The 19,966-nt window shown below is 76.3% G+C and carries 13 protein-coding genes; 8 read left to right on the top strand and 5 right to left on the bottom strand.

Annotated elements, in window-relative coordinates; all coding sequences use genetic code 11:
- The first annotated feature begins 127 nt into the window (after positions 1-127).
- From QSK00_RS25010 to QSK00_RS24980, 7 genes are all read left to right on the top strand, one after another.
- Positions 128-427, top strand: coding sequence for an antibiotic biosynthesis monooxygenase family protein (locus QSK00_RS25010; RefSeq protein WP_285595244.1), 300 nt, complete (start codon positions 128-130; stop codon positions 425-427).
- Positions 424-1,638, top strand: a complete 1,215-nt coding sequence (locus tag QSK00_RS25005; protein ID WP_285595242.1) for a cytochrome P450 — start codon at positions 424-426, stop codon at positions 1,636-1,638. Before QSK00_RS25010 ends, QSK00_RS25005 begins: the two co-directional genes overlap by 4 nt.
- Before the next feature lie 34 nt (positions 1,639-1,672).
- Positions 1,673-1,993, top strand: a complete 321-nt coding sequence (locus tag QSK00_RS25000) for a 2Fe-2S iron-sulfur cluster-binding protein (RefSeq protein ID WP_285595240.1) — start codon at positions 1,673-1,675, stop codon at positions 1,991-1,993.
- Between the two features lie 15 nt (positions 1,994-2,008).
- The gene (locus QSK00_RS24995) at positions 2,009-2,446 is read left to right on the top strand and encodes a nuclear transport factor 2 family protein (protein ID WP_285595238.1); all 438 of its coding nucleotides are present in this window, start codon (positions 2,009-2,011) and stop codon (positions 2,444-2,446) included.
- A gap of 97 nt (positions 2,447-2,543) precedes the next feature.
- Positions 2,544-3,812 (top strand): beta-ketoacyl-[acyl-carrier-protein] synthase family protein, encoded by a 1,269-nt coding sequence (locus QSK00_RS24990; protein WP_285595237.1) that lies wholly within the window; start codon positions 2,544-2,546, stop codon positions 3,810-3,812.
- The gene (locus QSK00_RS24985; RefSeq protein WP_285595235.1) at positions 3,809-5,071 is read left to right on the top strand and encodes a ketosynthase chain-length factor; all 1,263 of its coding nucleotides are present in this window, start codon (positions 3,809-3,811) and stop codon (positions 5,069-5,071) included. Before QSK00_RS24990 ends, QSK00_RS24985 begins: the two co-directional genes overlap by 4 nt.
- Positions 5,072-5,152: 81 nt before the next feature.
- A complete protein-coding gene (locus QSK00_RS24980; RefSeq protein WP_285595233.1) occupies positions 5,153-14,137 on the top strand; it encodes a type I polyketide synthase in 8,985 nt (2,994 codons plus the stop codon).
- An 88-nt stretch (positions 14,138-14,225) separates the two neighbouring features.
- On the opposite strand, the gene QSK00_RS24975 is transcribed toward QSK00_RS24980, so the two are convergent.
- From QSK00_RS24975 to QSK00_RS24965, 3 genes are all read right to left on the bottom strand, one after another.
- Positions 14,226-15,251 carry a ketoacyl-ACP synthase III family protein gene (locus tag QSK00_RS24975; protein ID WP_285595232.1) on the bottom strand — a complete coding sequence of 342 codons (1,026 nt, stop codon included), beginning with the start codon at positions 15,249-15,251 and terminating at the stop codon, positions 14,226-14,228.
- 116 nt (positions 15,252-15,367) lie between these two features.
- Positions 15,368-15,931, bottom strand: a complete 564-nt coding sequence (locus QSK00_RS24970) for a TetR/AcrR family transcriptional regulator (protein ID WP_285595230.1) — start codon at positions 15,929-15,931, stop codon at positions 15,368-15,370.
- A 4-nt stretch (positions 15,932-15,935) separates the two neighbouring features.
- Positions 15,936-16,862, bottom strand: a complete 927-nt coding sequence (locus QSK00_RS24965) for an alpha/beta hydrolase family protein (protein WP_285595228.1) — start codon at positions 16,860-16,862, stop codon at positions 15,936-15,938.
- A gap of 90 nt (positions 16,863-16,952) precedes the next feature.
- Here QSK00_RS24965 and QSK00_RS24960 point away from each other — a divergent pair, with 90 nt between their 5' ends.
- Entirely contained in the window at positions 16,953-17,624 is a 672-nt protein-coding gene (locus QSK00_RS24960; protein WP_285595226.1) for a VOC family protein, read from the top strand.
- On the opposite strand, the gene QSK00_RS24955 is transcribed toward QSK00_RS24960, so the two are convergent.
- Together QSK00_RS24955 and QSK00_RS24950 are read right to left on the bottom strand one after the other, a co-directional pair.
- Positions 17,614-18,324: a ZIP family metal transporter gene (locus QSK00_RS24955; RefSeq protein WP_285595223.1), complete on the bottom strand. Its 711-nt coding sequence runs from the start codon at positions 18,322-18,324 to the stop codon at positions 17,614-17,616. The two genes, QSK00_RS24960 and QSK00_RS24955, sit on opposite strands and share 11 nt — an antisense overlap.
- Positions 18,325-18,328: 4 nt before the next feature.
- The gene (locus tag QSK00_RS24950; RefSeq protein WP_502872079.1) at positions 18,329-19,924 is read right to left on the bottom strand and encodes a dolichyl-phosphate-mannose--protein mannosyltransferase; all 1,596 of its coding nucleotides are present in this window, start codon (positions 19,922-19,924) and stop codon (positions 18,329-18,331) included.
- Positions 19,925-19,966 lie beyond the last annotated feature (42 nt).

Here is a 19,966-nt window from a genome sequence, read left to right as displayed (position 1 = left end):
GAGGGTGCGTCCGCCGACCTGGACGGTCGCCGGAGGCGGGGTTCGAGCCGGAGTCCGCCTCGTCCCGAGGTGCGCGCCGCAGCGTTCCCGGAGACCGCAGACCGGCCGGCCCCGGACGGAGAGCCCCATGATCGTGCTGCTCAACCGCTTCACCGTGCACGGTGATCCCGAGACCTTCGAGGAGGTCTTCGCCGCGGTGTCGGACTACATGTCCGACCGGCCCGGCTTCCTCGCCCACCGCCTCGTCCGCGAGGCGGGCGACGGCGCGGCCTACGTCAACATCGCGGAGTGGGAGAGCCTCGAGCTCCTGCGCCGCGCGGTGCGCTCCCCGGAGTTCGAGGTGCACGAGGACGCCCTCGCCGCCCTCGCCACGAGCGGGCCCGTCCTGCACGAGGTCGTCCTGGACCGGACGGCGGTGGCCGCATGACCGCCGTCGACCCGGGGACCGCGACCGCGACGTTCCCCTATCCGCGGCGCTGTCCGTTCAGCCCGCCCGAGCAGTACGACGACATGATCGCCGAGGACGTCTCGGAGGTCACCCTGACCGGCTCCGGGCTGCGGATCTGGACCGTCACGGGCTACCACACCGTGCGGGCCCTGCTGACCGATCCGCGCGTCAGCGCCTCGCGCCGGCACGCCAACTTCCCCTTCTACTTCGTCGCCCCGCCCGAGTTCCGGACCGAGACGTCGTTCATCGGGTACGACCCGCCGGACCACACCCGCACGCGGCGCAAGGCGGCCGTCACCTTCACGAACCGGCAGGTGCAGCGGCTGCGCCCGCGCATCGTCGAGATCGTCGACGACCACATCGACAAGCTGCTGGCCGCCGAGCGGCCCGCGGACTTCCACCACGTGTTCTCGCTGCCGGTGCCGATGACCGTGATCTGCGAGCTGCTCGGCATCCCGCACGACGAGCACGAGTTCTTCATCCGCCACGGCACGTGCCTGCTCGGCGGGCACAGCACCCCGGAGCAGCGCCAGGCCGCCATCGTCGAGGTCAACGCCTACGTCGAGGAGCTCATCCGCATCAAGGAGCGGGAGCCCGGGGACGACCTGCTCAGCCGCGCCATGGCGGACTACCGGGCCTCCGGTGAGGAGTACACCGACCGCGACCTGTTCAACATGGTCCGGCTGCTCATGAACGGCGGGCACGAGACCACGGCGAGCATGCTCTCGCTCGGCACGGCCGCTCTCCTCGAGCACCCCGACCAGCTGGCGGCCCTGCTCGCCGACCCCGAGGGGCTGATCGGCCCGGCGGTCGAGGAGCTCGTGCGCTACGCGACCATCGGGGACACCGCGGTGCCCCGCGTCGCCACCGAGGACATCGAGATCGGCGGGAAGACCATCCGCGCCGGCGACGGGATCCTCTGCCTCGGGCTCGCGGCGAACCGCGACCCGGAGGTCTTCCCGGAGCCGGAGAAGCTGATCCTCGCCCGGGGCACCCGCAAGCACCTCGGGTTCGGCCACGGCCTGCACCACTGCATCGGCGCCGACCTCGCGCGCCTCGAGATGCAGATCGTGTGGACCCGCCTGTTCCAGCGGGTCCCGACGCTGCGCCTCGCGACCCCCTTCCTGGACATCCCGCGCAAGGAGGGGGCCGTCATCTACGGGCTGTGGGAGCTGCCCGTCACCTGGTGACGATCCGACCCGGTCAGAGAGAGGTCCACGAGCCATGGCCACGATCACCTACGTCCAGCCCGACGGCCGACCCGTCACGCTCACCGTCGACGACGGGGAGTCGGTGATGCGCGGCGCCGTCCTCAACGGGGTCGACGGCATCCTCGCCCAGTGCGGCGGCGGCGCCTCCTGCGGCACCTGCCACGTCTACGTCGCCGACCCCGCCCCGGCGCTCCCGCCCATGCACGCGGTCGAGGACGAGCTGCTGTACGGCACGGCGGCGCCGCGCCGCGACACGAGCCGGCTGAGCTGCCAGCTCCCCGTGGACGACCGCCTCGACGGCCTCGTCGTCCACCTGCCCGACCGCCAGATCTGAGCCCCCGGAGGAACGATGAGTCCCGTCGACGTCCAGCTGCACCACGAGGTGCTGACCTTCTACGCCCAGCAGATGCGGCTGCTCGACGCCCTCGACCTCGAGGGCTACGCCGCGACCTTCACCCCGGACGGCGTCACCGACCACGCCCACCGGGGCGAGCGGCTCGAGGGCCGCGACGCGATGCTCGCGGCCGCCCGCCGGGCCCTGCCCCGCTACCGCGACGTCGTGGTGCGGCACTGGAACGACCACCTGCTCGTCTCCCACGACGGGCCCGACCGTCTGCTGGCGTCCTACTGCTCGCTGGTCACCCGCACCGACACCGACGGCACCGTGACCTTCGAGTCCAGCTTCTTCGTCTCCGACGTGCTCGTCCGCGACGGGGAGGGGGCACTGCGCACGGCCTCCCGGACCATCCACCGCGACCGGCCGACCGCGCTCGACCTGGCGTCCTGACCCCGACGTCCCGGCACGCGGACGGGGACCGCCCCGTCCGTGCACCACCCCAGAGAAGGAGATCAGCCATGGATCGACCCGACGACCGGAGCCGGCGATGAGCCGGCGGGCGGTGATCACCGGGGTGGGCGTCGTGGCCCCCGGGGCCATCGGGCTCAAGAGCTACTGGAAGCTGCTGTCCGAGGGCCGGTCCGCGACCCGGGTCATCACCAACTTCGACGCGAGCCCCTACCGCTCGCGGATCGCCGGGGAGGTCGACTTCGACCCCCGGCGCGAGGGCCTGTCCCCGCAGGAGATCCGCCGCCTCGACCGGGCCGCGCAGTTCGCCGTCGTCTCCGCCCGGGAGGCGGTCGCGGACGCGGGCCTGGAACTCGACCAGATCGACCCGACCCGGACCGGGGTCGCGCTCGGGACGGCGGTCGGCTGCACCACCTCGCTGGAGGAGGAGTTCGTCATCGGCAGCGACCGCGGGCGGAACTGGGAGGTCGACCAGGCCTACACCGTGCCGTGGCTCTACGACTACTTCACGCCGAGCTCGATGGCGGCCGAGCTGGCCTGGCTCGCGGGCGCCGAGGGGCCGGTGTCGGTCGTCTCGACCGGCTGCACCTCGGGCCTGGACTCGGTGGGCTACGCCGCCGAGCTCATCGCGGAGGGGGGCGTGGACGTCGCCATCACCGGCGGGACCGAGGCGCCGCTGTCCCCGATCACCACGGTGTGCTTCGACGTCATCCGCGCCAGCAGCACGCGCAACGACGAGCCGGCGTCGGCCTGCCGTCCGTTCGACCGGACGCGGGACGGGCTGGTGCTGGGCGAGGGCGCGGCGATCCTCGTCCTCGAGGAGCTCGAGCACGCCCGCCGGCGCGGCGCGCGGATCTACGGCGAGGTCGCGGGCTTCGCGTCCCGGTGCAACGCGTACCACATGACGGGGCTGCACCCGGAGGGCCGCGAGATGTCCGACGCCATCGACGTCGCGATGGCCGGGGCCCGGGTCTCGGCCCGCGACGTGGACTACATCAACGCGCACGGCTCGGGGACCAAGCAGAACGACCTGCACGAGACGGGCGCGTTCAAGCGCAGCCTCGGCGCGGCCGCCTACGACATCCCGGTCAGCGGCTTCAAGTCCATGATCGGGCACTCGCTCGGGGCGATCGGTTCGCTCGAGATCGCGGGCTGCCTCATGGCGATGCGGGAGGGGGTCATCGCCCCGACGGCGAACCTGCACGAGCCGGACCCGCAGTGCGACCTGGACTACGTCCCGCTGGTGGCCCGCGAGAAGCAGGTCGACACCGTCCTGACCGTGGGCAGCGGCTTCGGCGGCTTCCAGAGCGCGATGGTCCTCCGCAACGTCGAGGGAGACGCACGGTGACGACGACGGCGACGACGGCGACGAGGTCACGGCCCCGGGCCGGGACCCGCACGAAGACGGTGGTCACGGGGATCGGCGTGGCGTCACCGATCGGGCTGGGACCGACGGCCTTCTGGCGGGCCGCCCTCCGCGGCCAGGGCGGGATCACCCCGATCACCCGCTTCGACACCTCGGGGTACTGGGGCAAGATCGGGGGCCAGGTCCCCGGCTTCCAGGCCGACCGGCACCTGCAGGGCAAGCTCCTGCCCCAGACCGACCACATGACCCAGATGACGCTCGTCGGCACCGACTGGGCGCTGCGCAGCGCCGGCGTGCGGCCGAACGACATCGCCGACCGGGACATGGCGGTCATCACCGCGGCGACCGCGGGGGGCTACGAGTTCGGCCAGCGGGAGATGCAGAAGCTCTGGCACTCCGGGCCCGACCACGTCAGCACCTACCAGTCCTTCGCCTGGTTCTACGCGGTCAACACCGGGCAGATCTCGATCCGGCACGGCACGCGGGGCCCGGGTGCCGTCGTCGTGAGCGAGCAGGCCGGTGGGCTCGACGCCATCGGGCACGCCCGCCGCCAGATCCGCAAGGGGGTGAAGCTGACCCTCACCGGCGGGATCGACAGCTCGCTGTGCCCGTGGGCGTGGGTCGCCCACCAGGTCTCCGGGTCCATGAGCCGGCGCACCGACGTCCGACGGGCCTACCTGCCCTTCGACGCCGACGCGAACGGCTACGTCCCCGGGGAGGGCGGCGCGGTCTTCGTCCTGGAGACCGAGGCCTCGGCCGCCGAGCGTCCGGGCACCCGGATCTACGGCGAGATCGCCGGGTACGCCGCGACGTTCGACCCCGCCGACCGGTCCCGCCGGCCGGGTCTCGGGCGGGCCGCGGAGATGGCGTTGGCGGAGGCGGAGGTCGACCCGGCCGACGTCGACGTCGTGTTCGCCGACGCCGCGGGGAGCCCCGAGGCGGACGCGGCCGAGGCGCGGGCCCTGGTCGAGCTCTTCGGTCCGCACGGGGTCCCCGTGACGGCGCCGAAGACGATGACCGGCCGGCTCTTCGCGGGCGGCGGGTCGCTCGACGTCGCCGCGGCCCTGCTCTCGGTCTACTGGGGTGCGATCCCTCCCACCGTCAACGTCCGCGAGGCCGCGCCCGAGTACGAGATCGACCTCGTCACCGAGCCCCGCTACGGCGACGTCCGGGTCGCCCTCGTGCTGGCACGCGGACGCGGGGGGTTCAACTCCGCGGTCGTCGTCCGCCAGCACCTCTAGGTCCCGCACCGGTGCCGTGCGCCCCCCGCACGGCACCGGGTGCCTCCTCCGTCCGTCCGGCGAGCCGCCCAGGAGGGCGTGATGTCCCGCTCCACCGTCCCCGCTCCGGCGGACCACGCGATCGCCGTCGTCGGGCTGGCGTTGCGGCTGCCCGGCGCCGACGACCCGGCGTCGTTCTGGCGTCTCCTGCTCGACGGGACCGACGCCGCGGGACGGCGCCCCGACGTCGAGGCCCTCGACGCCGACTTCTTCGGGCTCGCGCCGCGGGAGGCCGCCGAGACCGATCCGCAGCAGCGGCTCCTGCTGGAGCTCGCGTGGGAGGCCTGCGAGGACGCCGGGGTGCGGCCGGCCGACCTCCGGGGCGGCGACGCGGCCGTGGTCGTCGGCGCGATGGCGGACGACTGGCAGGCGTTGACGCGGGAACGCGGCGCCGTCAGTGCCCTCACCTGGACCGGGGTCCGGCGCACGATGCTCGCCAACCGGCTCTCCCGGGTCCTCGACCTCCGGGGCCCCAGCGTCACCGTGGACACCGGGCAGTCGTCCTCGCTGGTGGCGGTCCACCAGGCGTGCGCCGCGCTGCGCTCGGGCGACTGCTCGGTGGCCCTCGTCGGGGCCGTCCAGCTCAACCTCGACCCGCACGCCGGGTCCCTGCTCGAGCGCCTCGGCGCGCTGTCGCCGCGCGGCCGCTGCGCGACCTTCGACGCCGAGGCCGACGGGATCGTCCGCGGCGAGGGCGCCGTCGTGTTCGTGCTCCGCCCGCTCGCCGACGCGCTCGCCGCCGGTGACCGCGTCCGGGCGGTGATCCTCGGCTCGGCGGTGAACCACGACGGCGGGGCGGGCGGGCTCACCGCGCCCGACCGGGCCTCGCAGGCCGCCCTGCTGCGCCGCGCCTGCGCGGCGGCCCGGGTCGAGCCCGGACAGGTCGGCTACGTCGAGCTGCACGGCACCGGGACCCGGGTGGGCGACCCGATCGAGGCCGGGGCCCTCGGCGACGTGTTCGGCGCCGCGCGCCCGCCCGGCGACCCGCTGCCCGTGGGGTCGGTGAAGACCAACCTCGGTCACCTGGAGGGCGCGAGCGGCGCCGCCGGCCTGGCCAAGGCGATCCTTGCCCTCGAGCACGGCGTGCTGCCCGCCTCCCTGCACCACCGGCGGACCTCCCCGGCGATCGACCTGGCGGCCCTCGGGCTCGTCGTCGTCGACGCCCCGCTCCCGTGGCGGCCGGCGCCGGGAGGTGCGGAGCTCGTCGGGGTCTCGGCCTTCGGGCTCGGCGGGACCAACGCCCACGTCATCGTGGCGCCCGCCCCCGTCGTGGCCCCGGCGGGCGCCGCGCCGGCCGACCGTCCCGTCCCGTGGCTGCTCACGGCGCGCACCCCGGAGGGCGTGCGGAACCAGGCGGACCGGCTCGCGGCGAGGCTGCGCGCGGCCCCGGTGCCGGCCGACCGGGTCGCCCGCGCCCTCGCGGGCGAGCGGACGGTCTTCGACCACCGCGCGGCGGTCCTCGTCGACCCCGACCCGGAGCGGGCCCCCGAGGCCCTGGCGGCGCTGGACGCGCTCGCCCGGGACACCGGGCACCCCCGGGTCGTCCGGGGTCACGCCACGGACGGGCCCCTGGCCCTCGTCGTCCCCGGGTACGGGGGCCAACGGCCGGGCATGGGCGCCGCGCTGTGCGCGGGGTCGCCGGCGTTCGCGCGGGCCTTCGACGAGGCGTGCGAGGCACTGGCCGACCACGTGCCGGCGCCGGTCCGCGACCTGATCCGCTCGGACGCCCCCGGCCTGGACGGCATGTGGGGCGCCGGCGCGGCCCTGTTCGCCGTCGAGGTGGGGTTGCTGGGGATGCTGGCCGACTGGGGCGTCCGGCCGACGTTGCTCGCGGGGCACTCCCGCGGCGAGATCACGGTGGCCCTCGCGGCGGGCGTGCTCCGGCTCGAGGAGGCCGCGCGGTTCGTCGCGCGGCGGGGCGAACTGCTCGACCAGGTGGAGCCCGGGGTGATCGTCGCCGTGCAGGCGACCGAGGCCGAGGTGCTGGCCGAGATCGCCGGGCGGGACGACGAAATCGGACTCGCCGCCGTCAACGGGCCGTCCTCGGTCGCCGTCTCGGGCCGGACCGCGGCCGTCGAGGACGTGGTGGCGCGGTTCCGCGCCCGCGGCCGACGCAGTCGGCGGCTTGCGATCTCCTGCCCCACCCACTCCCCGCTCGTGGCCGCCGTGCACGGCGAGCTGCTCGCCCTCACCGGCTCGCTGGACTGGCGGGAACCCCGGGACGGCGTGGTGGTGGCCTCCTCGTTGACCGGTCGGCTCGCCACCGCGGCGGAGCTGCGCTCGCCGGAGGAGTGGGCCCGCCACGCCTGCGCGCCGGTCCGGTTCGCCGACGCCGTCCGGGCCCTGCACGGCGCGGGCGCCCGGGTGCTGCTCGAGACGGGGGTCGGCGCCGCGCTCGGCCCGGCGATGGCCGAGACGCTCCCGCGCCGGGGCACCACGGTCCTCGCCGCGCTGCCCGACGACGGCGACGACCGGGACGCACCGGCCCGTCTCGCCGGGGCGCTCACCGTCCACGGGGTGGAGCTGCGCCCCGGTGCCCTCGCGGGCGAGGGACGGTCCGGCGTCGGCCTGCCCACCTACCCCTTCCGGCGCGATCCGGCAGGGCCGCCGCCCGCCCCGGTGGCGCCCGCCGCGCTGCCCGACCCGGCCCGGCCCGCCCTCGTGCCCCCGCCGCCCACCGCCCCCGACGGAGGACCCGCGATGCTGACCGAGATGCTCGCCGAGGTGCTGGCCGCGACCGGCGCGGCCCTCGGCCGCCCGGCCCGGGACCTCGACCCGACGGCCACCTTCAACGACCTCGGGATCGACTCCCGCCTCGCCGTCGAGCTCGTGGGCCGGCTGGCGGACACCACCGGGGACGACCTCCCGACGACGCTGGTGTTCACCCACCCCACCCCGGCCGCCCTCGCCGCGGCGCTCGTGCCGGCCGCGCCCTCCGCGACCTCCGCGACCTCCGCGACCTCCGTCCCCGCCCCGCCCGTGCGTGTCACGGATCCCGACGAGGCGATCGCGGTGGTGGCCATGAGCTGCCGGCTCCCGGGCGGGATCGAGAGCCCCGAGGGTCTCTGGGCGCTCCTGGCCCGGGGCGGGGACGCGATCACCCCGTTCCCGGACGACCGCGGCTGGGACCTGGCGGCGCTCCACGACCCGGACCCGTCCTCGCCGGGCACGAGCTACGCGCGCCACGGGGGGTTCGTCGCGGGCATCGACCGGTTCGACGCCCGCGCGTTCGGGATCGCGCCCCGCGAGGCCGAGGCCATGGACCCGCAGCAGCGGCTCGTGCTGGAGGCGGCCCGCGAGGCCTTCGAGCGGGCCGGGCTGCGGACCGCCGACCTGCGCGCCGGCGACACCGGGGTGTTCCTGGGCGCGATGGCGCAGGACTACGGGGCCCGCCTCGACGATCCGGGCGACGGCGGCGGCCACCGACTCACCGGTGGCTCGCCCAGCCTGGTGTCGGGGCGGGTCGCCTACACCTTCGGGCTCGCCGGACCGGCCCTGACGGTGGACACGGCGTGCTCGTCCTCCCTGGTCGGGGTGCACCTGGCGATGCAGTCGCTGCGCGCGGGGGAGTGCTCGCTCGCCCTGGCCGGCGGGGTCACCCTGCTCTCCTCGCCGGGCATCTTCGTGGACTTCAGCCGGCAGCGGGGGCTCGCGCCCGACGGACGGTGCAAGCCGTTCTCGGTCGACGCCGACGGCACGGCGTGGGCGGAGGGGGTCGGGCTGGTCCTGCTCGAGCGGCTCGGGGACGCCCGGCGCAACGGGCGCCGGGTCCTCGGGCTGCTCCGGGGCAGCGCGGTCAACTCCGACGGGCGCAGCAACGGGCTCACGGCCCCCAGCGAGCCCGCCCAGCAGGACGTGCTCCGCCTCGCCCTGCGCAGCGCCGGGCTCGGCCCGCACGACGTCGACGCCGTCGAGGCCCACGGCACCGGGACCCCGCTGGGCGACCCCATCGAGGCGCGGGCGCTGGCCGCCGTCTACGGGACCGGCCGGCTGGCCGCCCGTCCCCTGTGGCTCGGCTCCCTGAAGTCCAACGTCGGGCACGCCCAGGCGGCGGCCGGGGTCGGCGGCCTGATCAAGATGGTGCTGGCCCTGCAGCACCGGACGCTGCCCGCGACGCTGCACGCGCCGGTCCCCACGGGCCACCTGGACTGGCCGACGTCGGGTCTCGCCCTGCTCGGGGCGGCGCGTCCCTGGCCGCGCGACGACCGGCCGCGGCGTGCCGGGGTCTCCTCGTTCGGCATCAGCGGGACGAACGCGCACGTGATCGTCGAGGAGGCCCCCGCCGAGCCGGAGCCCGCCCGCGCCGGGGACGCGCCGGTCCGGGTGTGGCCGGTCTCCGGCCGGTCGCCCGAGGCGCTGCGTGCCCAGGCCGCGGCCCTCGCGGCCGCGGTCCGCGACGCCGGGACCGGCCACCACGACGCCGACGTCGCCTGGACGCTGGCCGGTCGCGACCCCGCCGTCGAGCGCGGCGTCGTGGTCGCCGCGTCCCGGGAGGAACTCCTGGCGGGGCTCGACGAGCTCGCGGCCGGCGCCGCGCTCCCGTCGGTCGCCGTACGCCACGCCGGCCGCACCACCGTGCGCGGGCACGCCGACCCCGACGACCGGGACGTCGTCATGGTGTTCCCGGGGCAGGGGGCGCAGTGGATCGGGATGGCCCGGGACCTGCTGGCGACCAGCCCGACCTTCCGGGACCGCTTCGAGGAGTGCGCCGACGCGCTCGCGCCGCACGTCGACTTCTCCCTGCGGGCCGCGCTGGACGGCGTCCGTCTCGACGAGGTCGACGTCGTCCAGCCGACGCTCTTCGCGGTGATGGTCTCCCTCGCCGCGGTCTGGGCCGGGCTGGGTGTCGTCCCGAGCGCGGTCGTGGGGCACTCGCAGGGGGAGATCGCGGCGGCGGTCGTCGCCGGTGCGCTCGACCTCGCCGACGGCGCCCGCGTCGTCGCGCGCCGCAGCCGCGCGATCACCGCGGTGGCCGGGACCGGTGGGATGGCGTCGGTGTGGGCCGACGCGACCACGACTGCCGCGCTCGTCGAGGCGACGGGCGAGGCCGGGGCCGGCGTCGAGATCGCCGCGGTGAACGGCCCGGCGTCGACCGTCGTCGCGGGCCCCGTCGCCGCCCTCGACGCGGTGATCGCGCACGGCGAGGCCGCGGGCGTCGACGTCCGCCGGGTCGACGTGGACTACGCCTCCCACACCGCCGGGATGGAGCCGCTGCGTGAGCGGGTCCTCACGGAGATCGGCGGGATCACCCCGCGCCCCGCGACCGTCGAGCTCTGGTCCACCCGCACGGGCGGCCTCCTCGACCCGATGTCGCTCACGGCCGAGCACTGGTTCGAGGGGCTGCGGGGCACCGTCCGCTTCGCGGAGGCGGTCGGCGGGCTGGCGGCGGCCGGCCACCGGCGGTTCGTCGAGGTCAGCCCGCACCCCGTGCTGACCGCGGCGGTGGCGGGCACGGTCGGCGACGGCGCGCTGGTCACGGGCACCCTGCGTCGTGAGCACGGCGGACTCGGGCAGTTCCTCGCGGCCGCCGCGGGCCTGGACGTCGACGGGCTCGCCGTCGCCTGGCGGCACCTGGTCCCGTCCGGGCGCCTCACCGACGTCCCGCCGACGGTCTTCGAGCGGCGGCGCTACTGGACCGACCGCCACCGGCCCACCGCAGCGGCGGCCGCCGCGACGCCGGGGGTGGCGCCCGTGGTGCACCCGATGCTCTCCGGGGCGGTGGACCTTCCCGACGGCGGGTCGCTGCTGCTCGGAGCGGTCGACCCGCTCCGCAGCGGCTGGCTCGCCGATCACGCCGTCGCCGACCGCACCCTGCTGCCGGGGACCGCGTTCCTCGACCTCGCCCTGCTGGCCGGCCGCCACGTCGGCCTGCCCGCGGTCGAGGAGCTGCTGCTCGCCGAGCCGCTGGTCCTCGACCCGGGCGGCGCGCCCGTCGAGCTGCGGGTGCACGTCGCCGCGCCCGCGGCGGACGCGACGCGGGCGGTGGTCGTCGAGACCCGCGGCGCCGGGGGCGAGCGGACCCGGCACGCGACCGGGCTCCTCGCGCCCGCCGTCCCCGTCGCCGCCCCGGCGGGTCCGTGGCCCGTCGACGACCGGCCGACCACCGCCGACCCGGCCGAGCGCTACGCGGCGCTGACCGCGGCCGGATACCACTACGGGCCGGCCTTCCGGGGCCTGCGACGCCTGTGGTGCGACGAGCACGGCGGCACGGTCGAGGTGGCGCTGCCCCCGGCCGCCCGCACCGGCGCCGGCCACGTCGTCCACCCCGCCCTGCTCGACGCGGTGCTCCACGCCCTGCCCCACCTGCTCGACGGCCGCGGCATGGTGCCCTTCGCCTTCTCCCGGGTCCGCGCCACCGGGCCCCTCGGCGCCGCGGCACGGGCCCGGCTGCGCAGCACGGCGCCCGACGACGTCACCCTGGAGATCCTCGACGACGCCGGTGCCGTGCTCGCGGCCGACCTGCGCCTGCGGTCCCTGCACGGGGCGGCGGCCGAGGTGCCCGCCGACCGCGCCGTCGTGCTCCGCACCGAGTGGACCCCGGTCGACCTCGATCCGGACGCCACGGTGGAGGTCGGCGCGATGCCGGTCGACGGTGACCCGCGCGCCGCCGGGCCGCTCCCCCCGGTGGTCGTCGTCACCGTGCCGCCCTCGGCGACCGCGCTCTCCGACGTCCTCGGGCTGCTGCAGCGCTGGACCGCCGACCCCGCGACGGACACCTCGACGCTGGTCGTGCAGATCCACGGCGGGGTGGCCTGCGAGGGCGACGCGGTCGGCGACGGCGGGCGCGCGCTCACCCCGGTGGTGGGGCTCGTGCGTTCCGCCCAGTCCGAGCACCCCGGCCGGATCGTCCTGCTCGACGGCGACGACAGCCCCGAGTCGGCCACGGTCCTCCCGGCCGCGCTCGCCACCGGGGAACCGCAGCTGGCGCTGCGGCGGGGCCGGGTGCTGCGCCCGCGGCTCGTCGAGGTCGGGGCCGACGACGGGCTCGCCACCCCGGCCGCCGGTCCCTGGCGGCTCGACGTCACCACCCGCGGCTCGCTCGGCGACCTCGCCCTCGTCCCGCACCCGGACGCGGCGGCTCCCCTCGGGCCGCGCGAGGTCCGGATCGCGGTCCGCGCCGCCGGCCTGAACTTCCGGGACGTGACCGTCGCGCTCGACCTGCTGGCGAGCGAGACGACGATGGGCGCGGAGTGCGCCGGCGTGGTGGTCGAGGTGGCCCCCGACGTCACCGACCTCGTCCCCGGCGACCGGGTCCTCGGGATGGTCGCCCGGTCCCTCGGGCCGCTCGCGGTGGCCGACCGCCGCCGCCTCGCGCGCCTGCCCGCCGGCTGGTCGTTCACCGCGGCTGCCGCGGTCCCGATCGTCTTCGTCACGGCCCTGCACTGCCTCGTCGACCAGGGCCGGGTGGCCCCCGGTGACCGGGTCCTGGTCCACACCGCCACCGGCGGGGTCGGGATGGCGGCGGTCCAGCTCGCCCGGTACCTGGGTGCCGAGGTGTTCGCGACGGCGAGCCCCGCCAAGCACGACACGGTGCGGGCGATGGGGCTCGACGATGCCCACATCGCGTCGTCGCGGGACGTGGCGTTCGGCGCTGCGTTCCGTGCGGCGACCGGCGGGCGCGGCGTGGACGTCGTGCTCAACTCCCTCACCGGCCCCGCCCTCGACACCTCGCTGGCCCTCCTCGCCCCCGGCGGGCGGTTCGTCGAGATGGGCAAGACCGACCTGCGGGATCCGGCGGTCGTCGCGGCGGAGCACCCCGGCGTCGGGTACACGGCCTACGACATCATCACGACCGACCCGGACCACGTCGGGGCCGGTCTGGCCACCGTGCTCGACCTGTTCGACCGCGGCGTCCTGAGCCCGCTGCCGACGACCGCCCACGACGTGCGGCGCGCCGCCGTCGCGCTGGCGGACCTGAGCCGCGCCCGCCACCGCGGCAAGCTCGTGGCGACGCTCCCGGTGCCGTTCGACGCGACCGGCTCCGTGCTCGTCACCGGGGGGACCGGGGGCCTCGGCGGGGTCCTGGCCCGGCACCTCGTCGCGGCCCACGGGGCGCGGCACCTGGTGCTGGTGTCCCGGCGCGGTCCGGAGGCGGACGGCGCCGCGGCCCTGATGGACGAGCTCGCCGCGGCGGGAGCCGAGGCGGTCGTCGTGGCCTGTGACCTCGCGGACCGCGCCGCCGTCGAGGCCCTCGTCGCCGCCCATCCGCCGACCTGCGTGGTCCACGCGGCGGGCGTGCTCGACGACGCCCTGCTCGCCGGACTCGACGCCACGCGGCTGGCGGGGGTGTCGGGCCCGAAGCTCGACGCGGCGTGGCACCTGCACGAGGCCACCCTGGACCTGGACCTGCGGGGCTTCGTGATGTTCTCGTCCGTGGTGGGGGTCCTCGGCGAGGCCGGGCAGGCGAACTACGCCGCGGCGAACACCGGGCTCGACGCCCTCGCCGCCCACCGGCGTGCCCTCGGTCTGCCCGCGGTCTCCCTGTCCTGGGGGCTGTGGGCGACGGCGAGCGGGATGACCGGACACCTGGGGGCCCGCGAGGTCGCCCGGATGCGCCGGACGGGGGTGGCGCCGCTCGCGACCGCGGACGGGCTCGCGCTGTTCGACGCCGCCGTCGACCAGCCGTGGGCGCACGTGGTCCCGATGGCGCTGGACACGTCGGGGACCGCCGCCGAACGGGTCGCGCTGCTGGCGGAGCTGACGGCGCCGCCGGTCGTCGACCCGGGGCCGGCGGTCGACCCGGGGCCCACCGGGGTGCCCGAGGCGCCCGTGTCGCAGCCCCCGGCGGGCGACGACCTGCTGACGCTGGTCTGCGACCAGGCGGGGGCGGTCCTCGGGTTCGACGAGCCCGGCGCGGTCGGCCCCGCCGACTCGTTCCGCGAGCTCGGGTTCGACTCGTTGCTGAGCATCGACCTGCGCAACCGCCTCAACGCGGCGACGGGGCTGCGGCTCCCGGCCGAGGCGGTCATCGAGCACCGCACCCCGGCCGCGCTGGTCGCCGCGATGTCGCAGCTGCTCGCGGCCTGATCGGCGCGGTGCGGTCCGGCCCGGGCCCCCGTCGTCGGGCGGGGGCCGGCCCCGGCCGGGAGCGCGACTCCCGGCCGGGGCCGGACGTTCAGGGTCGGACCGGCGGCTCGGCGAGCACGTCCACGACCGCCGCGCCCCAGCTGAAGCCGGCGCCCACCCCGAGGAGCAGGCAGCGCTGACCCGGTCGGAGCCGGCCGGACACGGCGAGGTGGTCGAGCCCGGCGATCTGGTCGCCCGCCCCGAGGTGACCGGTGGTCGTGCCCAGGTCGGCCGCCGTGCGCTCCGGGTCGATCCCGAGCGGGCCGTGGAAGATCGCCGACAGACGCCGCCGGCCGAAGTGCGGCAGCAGGACCCAGTCGGCGTCGCCGAGCTTCATGTCCGCGTCGGCCAGCACCCGGTCGAGGACGGCCTGCTGTCCGCGGTCGGTACGCGCCACCCCGAAGGTCATCCCGTGCCGTTCGACGAACGAGGCGTGCGCCGCGTCGAAGTCCAGCGGACCGTCCGGGAACGGCGCGTCGGTGAACGTGGCGGACGCGCGGTGCATCGGCTCCAGGTCCGGGTCGCTGTGCACGGCGACGGCCCGCAGCGCGGCGAAGCCCGGCGTGCGCGAGAGCACGGCCGCCGTGCCGCCGTCGCCGTAGGGCGTGCCGGGGTCGGTCCGCCAGCGGTCGATCGCGGGCAGGACGAAGCGGTCGCCCGTGGTGACCAGCGCGTCGCCCCCGGTCGCGGTCACCGAGCGGGCCGCGAGGTCGAGCGCGGCGAGACCACCGTTGGACATCTGCCGCACCTCGAGCGCGGAGCAGGACCGGGGCCCGGGTCCGACCGCCTCCCGCAGGACGTACGAGGCGACCGGCCACATGTCCTGACCCTGGTGGTGGTTGCAGGCGTGCACGACCAGGTCGGGCTCGACGGCCGGGGACCGTCGGAGCGCCTGCCGGGCGGCGCGGACCGCCATCTCGGGCGCCGACTCGTCCACGGCACAGGTCACCGACTGCAGGCCACTGGCCCGGGCGGGCCCGGCTCCGACCTCGCCCGCGGCCACCGCGTCGGCGACGGGCCGCCGCGGTGGGAGACCGACCCCGGTCGCCGTCAGATAGACCTCGTCGATGCGCATGCGGACCTCCTGGATCGTCGGTGCACCCACGCTCGGGGAGGCCGGTGGAATCCTGATCGCAGCGGTGCCCAGCCCGGCGGCGGCCGGTCGTCGGGCCGGGTGCGGAGGGGCGACGGTCAGGGCCCGAGCGAGGCGAGGAACATCGACGCGGCCGCCTCGACCCGGTCCCGTTCGCCGGTGGCGAGCAGGTCGAGCAGCAGCCCGCGCAGGGTCGCCACCACGAGGGTCGACCGCGCGGCGGCGGTGGCGGGGTCGACCCCGGGACCCTGCGCCGCGGTGAGGGCCGCGATCCAGTCGGCGCCCACCGTGCGCAGGAAGCCGTCGAAGCTGCCGGGGGACTGGACGGCGTGGCCGTAGACGGCGAAGAAGAGCCGGAACGTCGGCCACCGCACCGGGTCGGCGCTCCAGCTCCAGAACCCCCGAGCCGCCGTCGCGAGGTCGGGGTGGGGCCCGGCCGTCGCGCGGGACGACTCGACCAGCCGCTCGCGGAGCCGGCCGAGGATGCTCTCGAGCAGCTGCTCCTTGGTCCCGAAGTGGTGCACCAGGGTGGTGGTCGAGACGCCGAGCGCCGTGGCGACCGAGCGGAACGACAGGTCCCCGAACACCTCCCCGGTCGCGTGGTCGACGGCCGCGTCGAGCAGCGCGGCCCGGCGTCGGTGGTCGACGGGGCGTCCGACCACCGGGCTACGCCCGGCCGACCGCGCCGTCGCGGCTCTCGAGCCGGACGACGGACGGGTCGAGGGCGGCCCGGACCCGCGGCCAGGCGTCGTCCTCGGGGACGAGCGCGCTGCGCAGGTACGCCCCCGTCGCCCGCGCCACGACCGCGACGCGCGCCGGGTCCTCGTCGGTGGTCTCGGCCGCCTCGTACCCGGCGATGCCGCCGAGCGAGTGCTCCCCGCCGAGGACGGTGAGCAGGTCGGTCGCGCCCGGGGCGAGCCGGTAGGGGTCGGTCATCCAGTCCGGACCGCGGACGGTCAGCGGGCTGTGGTCGGCGTCCCCGACGACGACGAGGGTCGGGGTGCGCAGCTCCTCGAAGTCGGGGTTCAGCCACGGCATGCGCTCGATCATGCCGGGCGCGAGGGCGTCCCCGCCGCGTCCGGCGGTCGCGAGGAGGACCCCCACCCGGGCGCGCGCGTCGGTCAGGTCGGGGCCCGGCTCGCCGTCCGGGTCGAGCACGCGCAGGCCGAGCAGGAGCCCCGCGGTCTGGCCGCCGAAGGAGTGTCCGGCCACCCCGACACGGGCGGGGTCGACGCGTCCCTCGAGTCCGGGGACGGCGGCCGTCAGGGTCCCGAGGTCGTCGAGGACCCGGCGGAGGTCCTCGGCCCGGGTCCGCCACGGCCGGTCGGCGCGCGGGTCGCCGGGCGGGAGCCCCAAGGTCCGCGAGTCGAGGTGCGTCGGCTGGACCACCACGAACCCGTGCGCCGCCCAGACGTCGACCAGCGGCCCGTACGCCCGGGCCGACGAACCGAACCCGTGCGAGAACGCCACCACCGGCAGATCCGTGCCCGTCACCGGCGCGGACACCCGCACCTCGAGATCGACCCCTCGACCCGGCGCCGGGAGCGTCACGGGTGCGACGGATACGACGGGGCGACCCGGTCCCTGGACCACGGCGACTCCTCCTCCGATTACTAGAACATGCGTGAGCCTAACGCTCGTGACAGGAAGCGTCGCGGGGTTGCGTGCGTCACACTCGACGCCATGAGCGACGGGCTCCCGTGCTGGGCGGACCTGACGGCGGGGGCGGGGGCGGAGTTCTACGGCCCGGTCCTGGGCTGGACGTTCACCGACGAGGGCGCGGCGGCCCACCACGCGGCGGTGGCGCTCGACGGAGGGCGGCGGGTGGCGGGCCTCGGCGGCCCGGCGGGCAGCCCGCCGGGCTGGACGCTCTACGTCGCCGTCCCCGACGCCGCCGAGACCGCCGCGGCGATCGAGGAGTCCGGCGGGCAGGTCCTGCACGGACCGGACGACGACGGGGCCGGGGGCCTCGTCGTCGTCGCGATCGACGCGGGTGGGGCCCCGCTCGGCGTGTGGGAGGCCGACGTCCACGCCGACCCGGTGGCCTGGGCCGAGGCCGCGTCGGCCGAACCGGGGCAGACGAAGACCTTCTGCACCGGCGTGTTCGGCTGGACCCACGCCCCGACCGACGAGCCCGGCACCACCACGCTGCACCTCGACGGCGGGCCCGCGTTCGGGGCGGTGACCTTCGCGGGCGACGTGCTGCCGCACTGGCTGGTGCACTTCGCGGTCGCCGACGTCGACGCGGCCGCCGCCGCGGCCGGGGCGGCGGGAGGCCTCGTCGTCGGGAAGGACGCGGAGCGCGCCGTGCTGGAGGACCCGACGGGGGCCCGGTTCGCGGTGCTCAGCCGATGAGCTCGTCGAGCAGCAGGTAGATCAGGAAGCCGACGAAGAACCCGACCGAGCCGAGCGCGGTCTCGCCCTGCTCGTGGGCCTCGACCAGCAGCTCCTCCGTGGCGAGGTACATGAAGGCGACGGCGCCGAATGCGAGCACGCCGGCGAGCAGCGTCGGGGAGGCCGCCCCCAGCCACAGCACGCCGACCGCCGTCCCGACCACCGTGAGCAGGGCCAGCGCCGTCGGGGCGGTGGCGACGAGGGTCCGGGACGCGCCGCCCGTCATGGCCGCGGACAGGGAGAGCCCCACGAAGAGGTACTCGATGGCGAGGGCGATCGAGAGCAGCACGCCCGTCGTCGCACCGGCGGCGAACCCGGCGCCGAGGACGATGCCGTCGACGGCGAAGTCCACCCCGGTCGCCACGGCGAGCCCGACCGGCAGGGCCGCGGCGGAGGGCCGCGCCTCCAGGACCTTGCCCGCGGCCCGGAAGCTGAACATCACCGCGATGCCCGCTCCGAAGCCGGCGATCGCCACCCAGGGCTCCTGGTGCAGGACCCCGGGCAGCAGCTCGATCGCCGCGGCCGCGAAGACCACTCCGGCGGCGAAGTGCTGGATGCCGCTGGTCACCCGGCGTCCGGGCGGACGGACCGCCGCCACCAGCCCCGACACGAGCGCGGCGGCGACGGGAATCAACGAGAACAGCAGCGCCCGGGTCAGCACCAGCTCAGCGCCACGACGGGAGCCACAGCTCCGCGTTCCAGCGGGCGGCCGTGATCGACGCGCCGACGAGGATCGGCCACAGCCACGCGAAGTTGGCGACGACGACGCCGACGTACAGCGCGACGACCATCCGTCCGGTGGACCGTCGTTCCGGCCCGGCGGTGCGGCGGCCGAGGATCTCGCCGAGGACCAGGGTGAGCGCCAGGATCAGGAACGGGATCACCGGCGTCATGTAGAAGAAGTACATCTGCCGGTCGATGTCGGTGAACCACGGCAGGATGCCGGCGCCGTAGCCGACGAGCACCGCGGCGTAGCGCCAGTCGCGGGCGGTGATCCACCGCCAGAGGCCCCAGCCCAGGACGGGGAAGGCGAGCCACCAGATCGCGGGCGTGCCGATCGCCATCACCGAGCCGACGCAGTCGTCGGACCCGCAGCCGGGCGCACCCGCACCGGACTCGTAGTAGTAGAGCATCGGGCGCAGCCCCATCGGCCACGTCCAGGGCTTCGACTCCCACGGGTGCGGGTTGCCGCGCGGCGTGGCGAGCGTCGCGTGGAACTCGAGCACCTTGGACGAGAAGTAGGCCATGCCGCGGAACCAGTCGGGCAGCCAGTCGGGCAGCAGCGCGTAGAGCCCGACGGAGTCGCCCTTCGCCGCGGCGACGTGCCGGTCGGTCCCGGTCTCCGAGGCGATCCAGGGCAGCCAGCTCGCGAGGTAGACCAGGATCGGAATGGCGAGGAACGCCCACACCAGGGGCAGCACGTCCCGCACGAGCGTGCCCACCCACGGCCGCGCCACCCCGGCCGCACGGCGGGCGGCGACGTCGAAGCCGACGACGAGCGCGCCGAGGAAGAGCACGTAGTACAGGCCGGACCACTTGCTCGCCAGGGCGAGCCCGATGCACACGCCCGCGGCGAACCGCCACCAGCGGACGCCGAGCCGCGGCCCGAACGGGGTGTCGAGGATCCGGCCCTCGGCGACCACCGTCGCGAACCGGGACCGGACGTCGTCGCGGTCGGCGAGGATCGCGGCGAACGCGCCGAGCACGAACACCGCCGGGTAGATGTCGATCATCCCGACGCGGCTCGACACCTGGCTCAGGCCGTCGCAGATCAGCAGGACACCCGCGACCGCGCCGAGCAGCGTGGAGCGCGTGAGCCGCCGCGCGATGCGGACGATCAGCAGCACGCAGACGGTCCCGGCGAGCGCGCTGACCACCCGCCAGCCCAGCGGGTCGTACCCGAAGATCCACTGTCCGACGGCCATGAGCTGCTTCGACAGGGGCGGGTGCACCACGAGCTCGTAGCCCGGGTTGTCCTCGTACCCACCGTTGCGCAGGACCTGCCACGTCTGCGGCACGTAGTGCTTCTCGTCGAACACCGGCGTGCCGTTGTCGCTCGGCCAGCCCAGGTTCCAGAAGCGGACCAGCCCGCCGATCACGGTGACCAGCAGCGTGACCACCCAGCCGCGCAGCCGGTCGGCCGGCATCGGCCGCCCGAGCAGGCTCTCCACCCCACGGGGCCCGGGCGCCAGCACCCCGCGCGGATCGGCGTTCCCGACGGCGGGGGTGGTCGGCTTCTCGAGCGTGCTGCCGGCCGTCACGGGAGCTGATCGTACGGCCTGACCGGACCCGGTCCGAGATCG

Source organism: Actinomycetospora sp. NBRC 106378, assembly GCF_030269685.1.
Taxonomy (GTDB): Bacteria; Actinomycetota; Actinomycetes; order Mycobacteriales; family Pseudonocardiaceae; genus Actinomycetospora.
This window is presented reverse-complemented; position numbering and strand designations above follow the sequence as displayed.